Genomic DNA, 15611 nt, shown 5'->3' on the forward strand with positions numbered 1-15611 from the left:
GTCCGCCTCCTTTCCTGGCGCCTCACAGGCGTTGCCGGGAACCTATGCACCCGGCGCTCGGCGGGAACTGACCCGCGCGGCCACAGAGGGGACCTCAGCGGCCAGAGGACGGCCGCCATGGCCCGCAAGCTCGACTTGATCGAACGACTTGATCGGTGGACTAACAGCTCATCTCATTTGGCGTTTTCGGTAGTCTCCACGGGTGGGGATCGTGGAGCGCTTGGTGCCGGATGAGTTGTGGGAGCTGTTCCAGCGGGTGGTTCCGCCGGCTCCGGTACGGCCGCAGGGCGGCGGCCGGCCGTCGGCATGGCGATCGGGAAGTGCTGACGGCGATCGTGTTCGTGGCCACGTCAGGCCGTACATGGCAGCAACTGCGGCCGTCCACCGCCAACCGCCACCGCTGGACCATTGCCCGCGAGCTCGCCGCCTGGCTCCTCGACGTCGCCCACCTCGCCGTCGTACCCGGCGAGTTCTTCGGTGCCCCCGACCGTCTACGACTGTGCTTCGCCATCAGCGACACCGCCCTCGAACAAGCAGTCCAGCGATTGCTCCACGCCGTTGGCCCCGCACCTAGCGCCCGACCGCTTCCAGAGGAACTCCGCGCTGTTGACCACCTTGCGCTGGTCCCGGTCCCGGCGCTGCCAGGAACGCGGAAATGATCTTGCCGTCCGTGAGCCGCTGCACGCCCAAAGACGTGGAGCACGCCTCCACCGCACAGAGGCCTCTCCCGTCCTCGTCCACGTCGGTGGCAAGACGCTCTGCCGGAGTCCCGATCGAGTAATCACGCACATGGAGACGGGCGCCGAGCCTGTCGGCCACCAGCACGACGATGCACCGGCCGGTGGCGTGCCTGAGGACATTCGTGACCAACTCGGTCGCCACGAACTGGATGTCATCCAGAAGCCCTTCATGGCCCCAGGCCGCCAGAAGGACGCCGATGACGCGCCGAATCTGGCCCGGCGTGCGCGGAGTCACCCGACCAAGATCCACGGTCTATTCCTCGGCGGCCTCATCAGCGAGTACCACCGAGCAGCCTGAGGGACCAGGAATCACGCCAGGCCACAGGCCGGATCCGGGTTTTGGCACGGTACAGACTCCCCACCAGAGGCGCCTGGCCTGGGCTTTCGCCCGCCAGGCGCCTTCAGCCCGGCCCGCCTCACACGGATCGCCTGCGGAACAGCCTCGGCTGCTGGGAGGCGGGGTCGACGCCTTCCACGGCCGGTTCCGGCTCCTCCTTGGTGAGGTCGTACTCCTCCTCGGTGAGGTGGGTGGCGTCCAGGACCGCCGGGGTGGCGGCGTGCCGCCTCAGGACGGCCGCGATCACCTCCGGGGCCCTGCTACGCTCCTCCCTCGGCGCGTGCCCGAAGTCCACTGTGATCTTCCACGTTCCGCGACTGATGCTGATCGGGTCGGACACGTAGGAGGGGGTCGGGATGTCTCCCGTTGGCAAAGGGGTGGTGCTGCCCACGTCCCAGAGGGCGTCCCAGATGTCGCGGATCGCGGGCGTGAGCCGGTCGTCTGGTGCGTCGGTGGCGATGCTGAAGGTGACGTCGGCGAAGTCGTAGAGCTTGTCCCGCAGGTCCTGGGTAATACGGACGTCTTCGGGCTCATGGGTGTCCGGCATGTTCCACTCCCGCTGGCGGTTACCGGTCTGGGGTTTCTTGAACCGTACTGCGGTCCGGTTACACCGGTACCGGTACGGGGACGCGGATGCCGGGGATGGGGATCAGTGGATCCCGGTTGTGCTGTTGCAGCTCGCGTGCGGCGCGCTTCTCGTCGGCCTTGCTCTTCATGTCGTCGTTCAGCCGGTCGTCGTCCTCGTCCTTGGCCACGTAGATGTGCCCTTCGGAGTTGCCCAGACCCCAGACGTAGACGATCTCCTCGCTCCACGGCCACCGCAGGCCGGTGATGACGTCCACCGAGTCGGCCCAGTCCTGGAGCTCCTTGCCCTTGAACAGCAGCAGGTCCCGGAGCGCGCCGTTGAGCAGGTACCTGTCCAGCTGCTGCTCGACCTCCCAGTAGGTCCCGCTGCCCGTCCACTGCTTGACCTCGAACACGTTCTCCTCGTCGGTCAGGATGTCCATCCGGAACCATTTCGGAGGGTCGTGGCGGGAGCGGGTGCCGACCTCCCAGTCGACGTCCTCGCTGATCGCGCGCCCCATGCCGAAGTCCTCGCCGAGGCCGCGCCAGAAGCCCTGCCGACGGCCGTTGAGTTCGTACAGCGCCAGCGCATGGCCCATGCCCTCCCGCTCGCCGCTGTGCCACATGTCCACCAGCGCGTCGGGGTCGGCGTTCAGTTGCTCCTCGGTGAAGAAGCCTCGGGTGTACAGGCACGCCCTGCCCTGGAAGCACTTGGGGTGGGACTCGATGCCGTTGCCGGGGTTCTGGCACTCGCTGCAGCCGGTCAGCGGCAGCTGGAGCACGCTGCTGACCAGGTCGGCGGCCGCCTGGACGGGGACCGGCCAGGTGCCTTGGGGGTCCGACCGGTTCAGCGGGTCGTTGTGGGCGTACGCGTAGGGGTGGTTGGCCAGCGTCCCTTTGCCGAGGGCCGTCATGGGGTCGCGGGTGGTGAAGCGGCCGAGCGTCGCGTCGTAGTGGCGGGCGCGCAGGTTCAGCAGGGGGCCGAACGCCAGCTCGCCGCGGTAGCCGAACTGCGGTATGCGCGCGCTCAGGTGCGGCTCCGGCAGGATCTGCGCACCCAGGGTGGCACCGAAACTGTCGTAGGTCCCGCTCTGCGCCCACGGCAGCGTCGAGCGCGTCGCGAGCGTCGAACCGTAGGCGTCCCGGGCGAAGTTCACCGAGTCGTACTGCGTGCTGGCGAAGGTGCGCGCGTAGCCGTAGGTGAATCGGGCGGTGGCCAGGTCGCGGCCCAGGGGCGCGGTGTGGCCGGCCTGCGGCACCTGCGTGTCGACCCGCTGGTGGAGGATCTGCGGCAGCGTGTCACCGACGGTCCACTGGTAGCACACCTCGGTGTGCGGCGCGGAGTCGTCACCGGTCCGGCCCCGCCAGCGCGCGAGGTACCCGTCGCCGTTGTAGCGCATCTCGGCCCGCTCGACGGCCCAGGCGCGGCTGGTGACGGTACGGACCGGATGGCCGAACCCGTCGTAGGTGATGCGGTGCTTGATGTCGCCGTCGTCCGCCCGCGTCAGCCGCCCGGCGCCGTCGTAGGTGTAGCCGATGCGCCGCCCCGTGGACTCGATGGCGACCAGCTGGTCGGCGGCGTCGTACAGATAGCGCGTGGCCGCCTGGTCCGTGACCGTCATGGTGCGGTTGCCGGCGATGTCGTAGCCGTAGTGGGTCTGCACCGTCTTCCCGGCGCCGGACCGGTGGGCGGCGACCAGCTGCCCGGCCGGGTCGTACGCGAACTCCCGCACCGTTTCGCCCTCGGCGTGCCGGGTGATCCGGCCCTCGCTGTCCCGGGCCAGGGTGACCTGGGCGGCGGTGACGCCCGCGCGGATCTCGGTGAAGGCCGTGAGCAGGCCGCCGTCGTAGCCGTAGCGGCGCGCCCAGCCGCCGGGGAGCTGCTCGGTGATCAGCCGGCCGTCCGGGTCGACCGCGTAGACGGCCTCCCCGGCCTGGGAGTCGCTCAGCGAGATCAGCTGCCCGTTGAGGTTGTACCGGTAGGCAGCGGACTCGCCGTCCGGGTAGGTGAGTTCGCGCAGCTGTCCGGCCGCGTCGTAGTGCCAGGTGTACGTGTCGTCGCCGGGCCAGGTGGCGGTGGTCAGCCGCCCGGTCGCGTCGTAGGTGTAGTGCGTGGTGCCTGTGGCGTCCGTCATGCCGACGCGGCGGCCCGCCTCGTCGTAGGCGTAGGTCACCTCGTCGCCCTCGTCGGTCCACCGGCGCACCAGCCGACCGGCGTCGTCGTAGGCGAAGTGGATCACGTCTCCCGCGGGGTTGCGGATCGACTCCAGGCGGCCCTGCCGGTTGAAGGTGCGGCGGGTCGTCCGGCCCAGCGGGTCGGTGCTCTTCACCCGCCGTCCGGCCTTGTCGTAGCCGTAGGTGGTGGTGACGCCCTTGGCGTCGGTGACCTTGGTGAGGTGGCCGGCCTTGTCGTAGGCGTAGGTCGTCACGCCGCCGCGCGGGTCGGTGACCTTGGTGATCGCTCCGCGCTTGTTGTACGCGAAGGACGTGGTCGCTCCCGAGGGCGTGATGATCTGGGTGCGCCGCCCGTTGCGGTCGTAGCGGAACCGGGTGATCCAGCCTCGGGGATCGGTGACCGCGACCAGCCGTCCGTTGCGGTAGCTGTACCGGGTCGTGAGCCCCGCCGGGGTGGTCCGGGCGACGACCCGGCCGAGCCCGTCGCGCGCGAAGTGGGTACGCCCGCCCTCGGGGTCGATGACCGTGGCCAGGTGCCCCTTGGTGTCGTAGCGGTACTCGGTGCGGCGCCCCAGGGCGTCGATGGACTCCCTCACGCGCCCCTGGGCGTCCAGGATCTTCTTGCGGCGTGCGCCATCGGGGCTGGTGTAGGTGATCGTGCGCGCCGTGCTGTCGAAGGCCGTTCCCCAGTGCGCCCCCGCGGCGTCGACCCGGTCGATGAGCCGGTCCGCCGCGTCGTAGGAGAAGCGGGTGGTGACCCCTCCGGGCAGGGTCAGCGAGGTCTGGTTTCCCCGGGCGTCGAAGGTCATCGACGTCGTGCCGCCGGGCGCGTGGATCGCGGTTTGGTTGCCGGCCGGGTCGTACTCGAACGTGGTGGCGCCCACGTCGGGCTCGTCCACCCGCACGAGCCGCCCGGCCTGGTCGAACCGCGAGGTGATCCGGACACCGTCCGGCCGCAGCAGCGCCGAGGGGCGGCCCGACTCGTCGTACTCGAACGTGGTGACCAGCTCCTCCCGGTCGGTACGGGAGGCCGGCCGCCCCGCGGTGTCGTACGTGAAGGTGGTGGCGGACCCCTCGGCGTCGGTGTGCCGGAGCAGCCTGCCGGTGGCTGAGTACGCCCGGGTGACCGTGTTGCCGTCGGTGTCGGTCAGCGAGACGGGGCGTGAGGCATTGTCGTACTCGATCGTGGTCGTCTCACCCGTCGGCTCGGCGATCCTGGTCCGGCGCCCGACCCTGTCGTAGTCGTAGCTGGTGCGCTGGCCGTCGGCGCTCACCGCTTCCACCAGATTGCGGCGCTCGTCGTAGCGGTAGCGGGCCGAGTCGCCGTCGGGTCCCGTGCGGGACACCACCAGGCCGCCGCTGATCTCGAAGCGGGTGACCGCCCCGTCCGGACCGGTCACGGTGGCCGGCACGTGGCTGTCACCCTCGTACGCGTACCGGGTCACGTCGCCTGTGGGGCTGGTCAGGCGGACCAGGCGGCGGTGCTCGTCATAGGCGTAGCGGACGGTGGCGCCGCCAGCGGTGGACGAGACGAGGTTCCCGTCGTCGTAGCCGCGTTCGAGGGTGGTGCCCCCGGGCAGGTCGGCGCGGACCAGGCGGCCGTCGGGCCCGTACTCCATGCTGCTGGAGTGGCCCAGTGCGTCGATGGCCTCGACGGCGCGGCAGTCGGCGTTGTGCACGTAGCCGCTCACGGCGCCGGAGGGGGCGTGGGTCACCGTGGTGCGGCCGTGCTCCTCGTCGTAGGCGAAGTCGAGCGCGCCCGCGCCCGCGAGTTCCTGCCGGGCCACCCTGCCCCGCGCGTCGTAATTATTGACCACCGCGACGACCTCGTCCGCGTCGGTGACGCGTGTGATGCGGTGGTCGGCGTCGGACTCGTAGCGGGTGGTGACCCCACCCGGGGCCGTGGCCTCACGCAGCGCACCGCCGTCGTAGGCATAGTTCACCGACCGGCCGTCGTCACTGGTCACTTCGACGACGTGGCCGCTGTCGTCGTACGCCAGGGCCAGCCACTGTCCGGTGGAGTGCTCCACTCGCGCGAGCCGGTCGTTCTCATAGCTCAAGGTGACCGTGCGGCCATCGTCCACCAGCTCCACGAGGCGTCCTGACGCGTCGAACGTCCAGGTCTCCCCATGGAAGAAACGCAAGCCGAACCGGCCGCCCTCCGCCGCGACCAGGTCGGCGTCGATGTCCTGCGGGCGGTCGAATGAGCCGTCCGCACGCCGGTGAAACGTGAGCACCCGCCCGTTCACATCGTGGAAGCGGACCGTGTCCGGCCCGGTGAACTCAAGGCGGGCGCCGTGGGAGTGGGTCCACCCGGGTCCGAGAGCGCCCTCGCCGCCCTCGTCCGTCTTGCGGGAGTTGTACGTCCGGCGCCAGCTCAGTAAGGCGTCCGACATTGGTAAGTCGATTTCGGACCGCACGAAGTTGCCTATGGCGGTGTGCACGCGATGTCCGGCGTACGCATACCCGGGCAGGTCACCGAAGATCTCGTGCTCGGGCCTGGTGTAGATCGTCATGGGGTGGCACCTTTCGCCGTGGGGAGGCCCCGCGGGCAGGCGGGACCAAAACGCCCATTTGCACTGATCGCCCGGCCAGCATAGTGACCGCACTCTCAGTCTCAACACCCGCCATATTGGCGGGATTTGGCCGCACTGTGACGGGTACCAGGAGCGGTGGAGGTCATCCCGACCACGATCATTGGACTTCTTCTTCTCGATCCGCTCCGCCGACCGCGCCGACCCGGGCACCGGCTTATGCAACCCGTCCGCACCGTGCCGGGATGTTGACTGGGGAACCCGCGCGAGGTCCCTCCCCTCGTAGCGTGGAGTCCGTCCCCTGGAGATTTCGGAGTCCTGGTCTCCAAGTGGCGCGACAGGCCCACATCGCCCGCGAGATCCATCGCGGACAGTGGGCCCACGCGATCACGCGGATCTTCACCGGCTCGGGCGCCAGCTACGGCTCCTCGAAGATCTGGATCACGCTGGTGCGGGAGGGCTCGTGCGTCTCGGTGAAAACGGTCGCCAAGCTCACGGCCGAACTCGGTCTGGTCGCGCGGAAGGTCCGCTGCCGGCGCGGGGCTGCTCCGGCCAGGCAAGCGCCCCGCGGCCCTGGACTTGGTCCGCCGCGGCTTCACCGCGGACGCACCGGACCAGGTGTGGTGCGGCGACCCGACCCCCAGATCACCACCGGCGAGGGGCTGTGAGAAGCAGGATTGCAAGGTTCAGGCGAGCGGGCGGAACGTAGCGGACGATCCCCGGTTAGCAAAACCGGGGATCCGGCGCACCATTGGATATCCACCGCCAGTCCCTGACCGCTACGTCGAGAGGCAGCACTACGAGCCCAGCCCACAACCTCATACAGCACCGGCTCCTCTGGCTGGCGCGACCGCGCCGGACGGCCGCCGACTACGCGGCGACATAGCTGAGGCGGAACAGGTCGGATACCGAGCATCAGCCAACGTGCCAGTCCACAAACCCTCCTAACGAGGCATCTGGGTGCGGGGGGACTCGGGTCCGCTCGCACAGCTACAGGGGGCGTGGAATCTTGTCCCTGCTTCTGCTGGTTCGGGTGACGCCTCGAGCCGAGGTCTTGTGACCGAGTGACAAGGGGTAAGGCCAAGAAAGCGAAGAGTAACCAGCGAGCAGGCAAGCGGGGGAGAGCCGTGACAACCACCTCTCATCGGTCCTTCGGGGAGACTCTGCCCTCGTTGAAGAAGCTGCGGGGGTTGAAGGAAGCCCAAGAGCTTGTCGGGCTCGCTGCCGTGATCCGTGGCTTTCTCGTCGTAAGGGTCACCGCCACCGATGGGTGCTTCGGGCCGAACCTCGGTGTCGTGGAGCTGACGATCGCTGCCGAATCTCCGCACGAATGGATCGAACAGCCACGCGTCCACAGCCACGGCCCTGCCTTACGCGGACGGGCTCGCCAAGGCCCTCGGGCGGCACCGTGCCAAGGCCCGAGGCCGTCGCGGCCCCCTTGCCGCTGTCGTCGGCGACGGGGCGCTGACCGGGGGCATGGTGTGGGAGGCGTTTGAACAACATCGGCGCTTCGAACCGCAGGGTGATCCCGTACTGAACGACAACGGCCGCTCCACGCAGCATCCCGGACGAGTACCAGCCCGGCCTGAACGTCCGTTTCATGGGCATCAACGATCAGGCCGTCATGCGCTACTTCGTCACCACCTACCACAGCACCGCCATCCTCGTGCCCTACGCAATGGGACTGCTGGAGAACATCGAGATTGCGAGGTATGACACGTGATTCCCGCCGTGCTGCATCCGATTCCCGTCCCAGTTCAAGCCCCGCACACATCGGGTGTCCTGGGAGCATCCGCCCTTACTCCCATGGGCGCCACCAGGGGCACCGAGCAGTTGTACTGCCCCCCGCCAGTCCGTGATGATCCGGTGCTGGCGGACGAGATCAACCGGCGCATCCTGGTCTGGATGGACGAAGTGGGGCTCGGCGCCGAGCAGCACTACGAAGGTGTGCTGGCCCACGACCCCGGACGGGGCACTGTCCTGTGCCATCCGGGCTGCGACGACATCGAGCGGCTGATGGGCCCCGCGAAAATGGTCGTCGCCGAGACAGCGGTCGACGACTACTTCTGCGAAACCAACAGGTACCGGGACCGGGCGGATCAGAGCATCGGGCCCAACCTGTCCCTGGCTCAGTCCGCCATTGACCCGCCCCGCCTCACCGAGGAACTCCAGGCCGCGTGGGAGAAGTACCGCGACAGCCAGCCGGTCATCAAAGCTCAGCATCAGGCCATGAACCACCTCGCCCACTACGCTACGCCGGCCCAGCTCAAACGCGCCCAGCACGATATCGCGCAGCTCTACCTCGGATATCAGGCCGAGAATGGGTGGCGTATCGCTGGCCAACTGCCGCCCGTATGGCAGTATCTCGCCAACCGGCAGATGAACTCTTTCCGGCCCTGCCTGACCCTCACCGATAGTGTCGACGGCTACGAGATTCCCCCACAGCTGTACGCGCACCCTCTCGTTCAGGACGCCACCGCCACAGCGGCCCTGGCCACCACCCTGGTCAACGACTTGTACTCCACGCTGCGTGAGATCCGCGGAGACGGCCTTCCGTTCAACCTTCCCTGTGTCATCGCTACCGACGAACGCCTCCCCCTCGCCGAGGCGTTCCGCAAAGCCGTCCGGATCCACAACGACCTCATGCACGCCTTCGAAGAATCCGCAGCGGAAGCCATGACCGCTGTGCCCGAGCCCGCCGTCGTCCGCTACCTGACCGGCGTGTGGAACTGGACGGGCGGGAACCGGGAATGGCACGCCACCAGCACACGCCACCAGGTCACCGACACCCGAGGAACGTCAGCATGAGCACGCACAGGCAAGCGCACATCCCCGCTCAGATGACGAACCCGATCATCGGGACCGGTTACCAAGAATCGGTCGCCACCTACTGGAACAAGGAACGAAACCCGGTCAACCTCCGGCTCGGAGAGATCGACGAGCTCTTCCACCACCACTACGGCATCGGCGACGTCGACTGGTCCGTTCTCGAGGGTGACCCGGACACGATCGAACAGCGGACGATCGCGGAAATGCACCGGCTCGAGACCGCGCAGGCAAACTTCCTCCTCGACCGGTTCAGCGACATCAAGCCCCATCACAGGGTGCTGGACGCGGGCTGCGGGCGGGGCGGGTCGTCGATCATGGCTCACGAGCGGTTCGGCTGCGAGGTGGACGGCATCACCATCTCCCGCCGCCAGGCCGACTTCGCCACCCAGCAGGCTGCCAGGCGCGGAATCTCGGACAAGGTCAGGTTCCACCTGAAGAACATGCTTGACACCGGGTTCCCGTCGGGCACCTACCAAGCGATCTGGAACAACGAGTCCACGATGTACTGCGACCTGTTCGACCTGTTCGCCGAGCATGCCCGTCAATTGTGCCGCAACGGCCGGTACGTGACGATCACCGGCTGCTACGACGACACCTACGGACTGCCGTCCAAGGCCGTTTCTACCATCAACGCGCACTACATCTGCGACATTCATCCCCGGTCCATGTACTTCAAGGCGATGGCGGCCAACCGGCTGGTGCCGGTTGAGGTCGTGGACCTCACTCAGGCGACGATCCCTTACTGGAAGCTGCGGAAGAAGTCCAGCGTGGCCACGGGCATCGAGGACGTATTCCTCGAGGCCTACACGGGCGGCAGCTTCCAATACATGCTGATCGCCGCCGACCGGGTGTAGGCCGATGATGGGTGGGCCGGGCTCACGCGTGGTCGGCCGTGCGCGTGGTGGAGTCTCGGCAGCGCCTGACTGGTTGTCATTGGCCATCTTCGGCCGCTGCAGAGCGACCTCGACGGTCTACAGAGGACACCTCCGGGACAGAGATGAGCGCCGCTTGAGGAGTTCGGGTGAGCGCCTTGGCTCATGTACAGCTGAGCCGTCGTCTCTGGTCCAGGGGGGAGCGCCACTGCCGCCCCCGTTTATCACAGGCACAGCACGCTGGCTCCCAGGTCCGCCAGAGTTCGAGTTCGCCCAAGTCGTCCTCGATGTCTCACAGCCTGATGGGACGCGCGAAGCACGGGTGGCGACGCGCACTTGATCATCATCAAGTGCGCAGAAGCCGCACTCGCGGCCGGGATGCGCTGCATCGCGATCCCGTACATCGCCGCACAGGCCGACGACCCAGCGTGCGCCACAGAGGGGCTGCTGCTACGCGACAGCCGGGACGCGTTCACGGCCCAGGACGCGTGGGTGACTGGCGGACTCGGCTCCGCATTCCTGACCGCCCGAGGGGGTCTGAGCTGCACTCGGCCACCCATAGGCTTGGACTTCAGCGGCCATGAGCAGGCAAGGCCGACCACGGCTTCTCGGACTCCGCGACACCTTGGGGTTCCAAGTCGTCCTGCACGGCGACGCCCCCCGCCTTCATGGTCTCGCAGCCGAGCCGGGGCACGCCGCCGCTCGGGAGCGCGCCGCGCCCTCCTCCCCCCCATGCACGTCATGGTGAATGGGCGTCCCCGAACCGGTCAGCGGAACCCCCGTTCCGCCCCGGCGCGCCGCGACGATCTCCGCCGCGATGGACAGCGCGGTCTCCTCGGGGGTGCGGGCGCCGAGGTCGAGGCCGATCGGGGAGCGCAGGCGGGCCAACTGGCGGTCTATGACGCCCGCTTCACGCAGGCGCCGGATGCGGTCCTCGTGTGTGCGCCGCGAGCCCATCGCGCCGACATACGCGACAGGCAGCCGCAGGGCCGTCTCCAGCAGAGGTACGTCGAACTTGGCGTCATGGGTGAGCACGCACAGGACGGTTCGTTCGTCGGTCTCGGTGCGCCGCAGGTAGCGGTGCGGCCAGTCGACCACGAGATCATCGGCCTCGGGGAAGCGGACGCGGGTGGCGAAGACCGGCCGGGCGTCGCACACGGTCACGTGGTAGCCGAGGAACTTGCCCGTCCGTACGAGCGCTGTCGCGAAGTCCACGGCGCCGAAGACGATCATCCGGGGCGGGGGCACCCTCGACTCCACGAACAGCGTCACGCCGCCCGGACAGCGCGACCCGTCCTCCGCGATCTCGACGGTGCCGGTGCGGCCGGTGTCCAGCATCGCGCGGGCCTCCGCCGCCGCCGTCCAGCCCAGTTCCGGATGTCCGTCGAGGCTGCCCTCGTACGATCCGTCGGGGTGGACGAGCAGCGCCCTGCCGAGCAGTTCGCCCGGGCCCCGGGCCACCCGGGCGAGTGCCGCCGCCTCTCCCCGGTCCGCGGCCGACACCCCAGCCCGGAACACCGGCGCGTCCGCGCGCACCGGCGTGACCAGGATTTCGATGACGCCTCCGCAGGTGAGTCCCACCGCGAAGGCGTCCTCGTCGCTGTATCCGAACCGTTCGCGTACCGTCCGGCCGTCCTGGAGCGCCTGGACGCACAGGTCGTACACCGCCCCTTCCACGCAACCGCCGGAGACGGAACCGATGGCGGTGCCGTGACGGTCGACGGCAAGGGCGGCGCCGGGACCGCGCGGCGCGCTGCCGACCACCGCCACGACGGTGGCGACGGCGAAGTCCCGGCCTTCCTCGAACCAGCGGTTCAACTCCTCGGCGATGTCAAGCACTCCGGGTTCCCTCCGCCGCACGGCCCCGGGCTTCGTCCGCCGCCCGCAGGACGCGGTCAGGACGGATCGGTAGGTCCCGGTGGCGTACGCCGGTCGCGTGCCACACCGCGTTGGCGATCGCGGCGGCGACACCCACGATGCCGATCTCGCCGATGCCCTTGATCCCGACCGGGTCGTCCGGGTCGGGGTCGTCCACCCAGTCCGCCTCGATGAGCGGCACGTCGGCGTGCGCGGCGAAGTGATAGCCGGCGAGGTCGGCGCCGACGTGGCCGCCGGAGGCCTGGTCCCGGGTCGCTTCCTCGTGGAGGGCCATGGACAGCCCCCAGGTCATTCCGCCGATGAACTGGCTACGGGCGGTGAGCGGGTTGACGATGGTGCCCGCGGCGTAGATGCCGAGCAGCCGTCGCACGCGCACCTCACCGGTGGTGACATCCACCGCGACCTCGGCGAACTGTGCTCCGAAGGCGTAGCGTTCCTTCTTCGCGAGGGCGCCGATGGCCCCGGTGGTGTCCGACCGGGCGGTGATCCCCTCCGGCGGAATGCCGCCTGTCAGGGCCAGTCGCTCCCGCAGTTCGTCCGCCGCGACCTTCACTGCCCACGCCCAGGAGCGCATGCCCATCGAGCCGCCGGCGAACATCGCCGGGCCGAGATCGCTGTCCGCGATGCGCATACGGATGCGGTCCGGATCCACCTCCAGCGCGTCCGCGGCGACCAGGGCGATCGCGGTCCGTGCCCCGGTCCCGATGTCCGCCGCGTTGATCCGCACAGTGAAGGTTCCGTCCTGCTCCGCGGTCACGGCCGCCGTGGACGGGCCGGCTCCCGAGGGGAAGCCGGCCGCGGCCGTTCCGGTCCCGAGCAGCCAACGCCCGTCACGGCGCAGGCCGGGACGCGGGTCCCTCTCCGCCCAGCCGAACCTGCGGGCGCCCTCCTCGAAGCAGGCGAGCACCTTGCGGCTGCTGAACGGCAGCCCGGACACGGGAGCCGTCTCGGGTTCGTTGCGCGCCCGCAGCGCGATCGGGTCCGTGCCGCACTTCTCGGCCAGTTCGTCGAGGGCGGATTCGACGGCGAAGGATCCCGGTGCCTCGCCCGGTGCGCGCATCCAAGCCGGGGTCGGCACGTCGAGCCGTACGAGGCGGTGAACGGTGTGATGCGCGTCGGCGTCGTACATGACGCGCCCCGGCATGGCGCTCGGCTCGACGAATTCATGCACGGTCGACGTAAGACTCAGCGACTGGTGGTCGAAGGCGCGCAGCCGGCCGTCGGCGTCGGCGCCGAGCCTGATCCGCTGCGCCGTGGGGCTGCGGAAACCGACGAGGGAGAACATCTGACGGCGAGTCAGTACGACCCGGACCGGGCGGTGGAGGACGGTCGTGGCCATCACGGCGGCCACTTGGTGCGGGTTCACTCCCTTCGATCCGAAGCCGCCGCCGACGTGTTCGGACCGCACCCGTACGGAGGCCGGATCGAGGGAGAAGAGCTTCGCGAGTTCGCTCGCCACCCAGGTGCCGCCCTGATTGGAGTCGACGATGTCGAGCCGGCCGGCGTCCCAGCGAGCCGTCGCTGCATGCGGCTCCATCGCGTTGTGGTGCTCCTCCGGCGTGGTGTACTGCTCGTCCACGACGACGGCGGAGGTGCCGAGTTGGGCCGCTACGTCCCCCTTCTCCGTTTCGGCCTGGCCCATCGGGGTGTTCTCCGGCGTGTATGCACCGGGACGTCCGGCGAAGAACGCGACGTCGTGCGGCTCCTGGTCGTATCGCACCACCAACGCCTCGGCGGCCTCCCTGGCCTGCTCGGGCGTCTCGGCCACGACCAACGCCACCGGCCAGCCCACGAAGGGCACACGGTCGTGCTGGAAGATCCCGAGGACCGGGTTCGGCCGGCCCAGCATGCCCACATAGTCGGTGTCGACGCGCGGCGCGTTCCCGTGGTGCAGCACGGTGAGGACGCCGGGCATGGCCAGGACAGGGGCGTCCTCCACGGAGCGGATACGGCCACGGGCCACGGTCGACAGCACCAGCCAGCCGTGGGCGAGTTCGGCGAAGGGTATCTCTGCGGCGTAGCGGGCCGCCCCGGTGACCTTGTCACGGCCCTCCACGCGGGTGTGGGCGGAGCCGACGGCTCCCGTCACGGCGGCGGTTTCGGTCGTCGTGGTCGGCGTCGTCATCGGGTCGCCTCCTCAGCGAGTTCGGTCAGCACGGCCACGACGAGGTTGCGCATCAACGTCATCTTGTATCCGTTCCGGGGAAGCGCCTCGGCGGCCGCCAGTTCGGCATCCGCCGCGGCGGCGAACGCCTCCGCGCTCGCCGGGCCGCCGATCAGCACCCGCTCGGCCGCACGGGCCCGCCACGGCCGGGACGCGACCGCCCCGAACGCGAGGCGCACTTCGCGTACGACATCGTCCTGGACCTCGAGCGCGGCGGCGATCGAGCCGATCGCGAACGCGTACGAGGCGCGCTCACGCACCTTCCGGTACCGCGAGTGGGCGGCGACCGGGGCCGGCGGCAGCGTGACGCCGGTGATCAGCGCGCCGGGCGGAAGGTCGGTCTCGATGTGCGGGGTGTCGCCCACGGGCCGATAGAACTGGCGAAGCGGCAACTCGCCCGGTCCGTCCGCCGTTTCGTACGAGATGACGGCGTCGAAAGCGGCGAGGGCGACCGCCATGTCCGAGGGATGGGTGGCGACGCAGTGCTCGGAGGCGCCGAGGATCGCGTGGTTGCGGTGCTCGCCCGTGAGGGCGGGGCAACCGCTGCCGGGGACGCGCTTGTTGCACGGTTTGCTGAGGTCGGTGAAGTAGCCGCAGCGGGTCCGCTGGAGCAGATTCCCGCCGACCGTGGCCATGTTGCGCAGCTGTCCTGAGGCGCCGGCCAGGACGGCCTGCGCCAACGCAGGGTAGTGACGCCGGACTTCGGGGTGGGCCGCGAGATCGCTGTTGGTGACGGTCGCGCCGATGCGCAGACCGCCGTCATGAGTGAACTCAACTTCGTCGAGGGGGAGTTCGCGTACGTCGATGAGCAGCGCAGGCCTTTCCACGCCGGCCTTCATCAGGTCGACAAGATTGGTGCCGCCGCCGAGGAAGCGTGCGTCGGGGACGCCGCCGAGCAGGGCGACCGCTCCGGAGATGTCGAGGACGCGTTCGTAGCCGAATTCCCTCATGCCACCGCCTCCTTGACCTCGGCCTCGGCCACCTCTGCGGCCCGCGCGATCGCCTGCACGATCGACACATAGGCGCCACAGCGGCACAGGTTGCCGCTCATCCGCTCGCGGATCTCTTCGGCAGTGAGCGCAGGCACTCCCGCTTCGGGCCGGACATCGTTGGTCACGGCGCTCGGCCAGCCCGCCGCGTGTTCCTCGATCACCGCGAGGGCCGAACAGATCTGGCCCGGTGTGCAGTAACCGCACTGATAGCCGTCGAGGTCGAGAAAGGCCTGCTGCACCGGATGCAGCCGCTCACCGTCGGCCACGCCTTCGATGGTGGTGATCGCGCGCCCCTCGGCCGCGACCGCGAGCTGCAGGCAGGAAACGGCCCGGCGCCCATCGAGCAGCACCGTACAGGCGCCGCATTGGCCCTGGTCACAGCCCTTCTTGGTACCGGTCAGATCAAGATGCTCGCGCAGGGCGTCGAGCAGGGTGGTGCGATGGTCGACGGGCAGCGTGTACTTCTCGCCATTGATGTGCAGGGTGATGGCACTGGACGTCGATGGGGCCATGATCAGCCTTCTTT

General features: G+C 69.2%; 10 protein-coding genes and 3 pseudogenes. 6 read left to right on the forward strand and 7 right to left on the reverse strand.

Annotated features, from left to right (window positions below; all coding sequences use genetic code 11):
• Nucleotides 1–202: 202 nt before the first annotated feature.
• Nucleotides 203–380: pseudogene (locus ACTWP8_RS08515) on the forward strand (transposase); the annotation flags it as partial.
• 190 nt (nucleotides 381–570) lie between these two features.
• On the opposite strand, the gene ACTWP8_RS08520 reads toward ACTWP8_RS08515, so the two are convergent.
• The 3 genes from ACTWP8_RS08520 to ACTWP8_RS08530 form a co-directional block, all read right to left on the reverse strand.
• Nucleotides 571–990 (reverse strand): ATP-binding protein, encoded by a 420-nt coding sequence (locus tag ACTWP8_RS08520; protein WP_443321536.1) that lies wholly within the window; start codon nucleotides 988–990, stop codon nucleotides 571–573.
• A gap of 166 nt (nucleotides 991–1156) precedes the next feature.
• Complete coding sequence (locus ACTWP8_RS08525) at nucleotides 1157–1624, reverse strand: hypothetical protein (RefSeq protein ID WP_443321537.1); 468 nt, start codon at nucleotides 1622–1624, stop codon at nucleotides 1157–1159.
• 58 nt (nucleotides 1625–1682) lie between these two features.
• Nucleotides 1683–6332: a DUF6531 domain-containing protein gene (locus ACTWP8_RS08530; protein WP_443321538.1), complete on the reverse strand. Its 4650-nt coding sequence runs from the start codon at nucleotides 6330–6332 to the stop codon at nucleotides 1683–1685.
• Between the two features lie 347 nt (nucleotides 6333–6679).
• Here ACTWP8_RS08530 and ACTWP8_RS08535 point away from each other — a divergent pair, with 347 nt between their 5' ends.
• The 5 genes and pseudogenes from ACTWP8_RS08535 (at nucleotide 6680) to ACTWP8_RS08555 (ending at nucleotide 10033) form a co-directional block, all read left to right on the forward strand.
• On the forward strand, nucleotides 6680–7018 hold the full coding sequence (locus ACTWP8_RS08535; RefSeq protein ID WP_443321539.1) for an IS3 family transposase: 339 nt from the start codon (nucleotides 6680–6682) through the stop codon (nucleotides 7016–7018).
• A gap of 697 nt (nucleotides 7019–7715) precedes the next feature.
• Nucleotides 7716–7850, forward strand: a pseudogene (locus ACTWP8_RS08540) (1-deoxy-D-xylulose-5-phosphate synthase N-terminal domain-containing protein); the annotation flags it as partial.
• A 61-nt stretch (nucleotides 7851–7911) separates the two neighbouring features.
• Nucleotides 7912–8073: pseudogene (locus ACTWP8_RS08545) on the forward strand (Crp/Fnr family transcriptional regulator); the annotation flags it as partial.
• Nucleotides 8074–8156: 83 nt separating this feature from the next.
• Nucleotides 8157–9158, forward strand: a complete 1002-nt coding sequence (locus tag ACTWP8_RS08550) for a family 2 encapsulin nanocompartment cargo protein terpene cyclase (RefSeq protein ID WP_443321540.1) — start codon at nucleotides 8157–8159, stop codon at nucleotides 9156–9158.
• Nucleotides 9155–10033, forward strand: a complete 879-nt coding sequence (locus ACTWP8_RS08555; RefSeq protein WP_443321541.1) for a geranyl diphosphate 2-C-methyltransferase — start codon at nucleotides 9155–9157, stop codon at nucleotides 10031–10033. The genes ACTWP8_RS08550 and ACTWP8_RS08555 overlap by 4 nt, the downstream gene beginning before the upstream one ends.
• Nucleotides 10034–10717: 684 nt before the next feature.
• Here the strand turns inward: ACTWP8_RS08555 and ACTWP8_RS08560 are convergent.
• From ACTWP8_RS08560 to ACTWP8_RS08575, 4 genes are read right to left on the reverse strand one after another with little or no spacing between them, the layout of a single operon-like run.
• Nucleotides 10718–11890 (reverse strand): XdhC family protein, encoded by a 1173-nt coding sequence (locus ACTWP8_RS08560; RefSeq protein ID WP_443321542.1) that lies wholly within the window; start codon nucleotides 11888–11890, stop codon nucleotides 10718–10720.
• Nucleotides 11883–14054, reverse strand: a complete 2172-nt coding sequence (locus ACTWP8_RS08565) for a xanthine dehydrogenase family protein molybdopterin-binding subunit (protein ID WP_443321543.1) — start codon at nucleotides 14052–14054, stop codon at nucleotides 11883–11885. Before ACTWP8_RS08565 ends, ACTWP8_RS08560 begins: the two co-directional genes overlap by 8 nt.
• Nucleotides 14051–15043 (reverse strand): FAD binding domain-containing protein, encoded by a 993-nt coding sequence (locus tag ACTWP8_RS08570; protein ID WP_443321544.1) that lies wholly within the window; start codon nucleotides 15041–15043, stop codon nucleotides 14051–14053. Before ACTWP8_RS08570 ends, ACTWP8_RS08565 begins: the two co-directional genes overlap by 4 nt.
• Entirely contained in the window at nucleotides 15040–15597 is a 558-nt protein-coding gene (locus tag ACTWP8_RS08575; protein ID WP_443321545.1) for a (2Fe-2S)-binding protein, read from the reverse strand. The genes ACTWP8_RS08570 and ACTWP8_RS08575 overlap by 4 nt, the downstream gene beginning before the upstream one ends.
• Nucleotides 15598–15611: the final 14 nt, after the last annotated feature.

The sequence above is a fragment of the Streptomyces sp. 7N604 genome (genome assembly GCF_052245475.1).
Classification (GTDB): domain Bacteria; phylum Actinomycetota; class Actinomycetes; order Streptomycetales; family Streptomycetaceae; genus Streptomyces.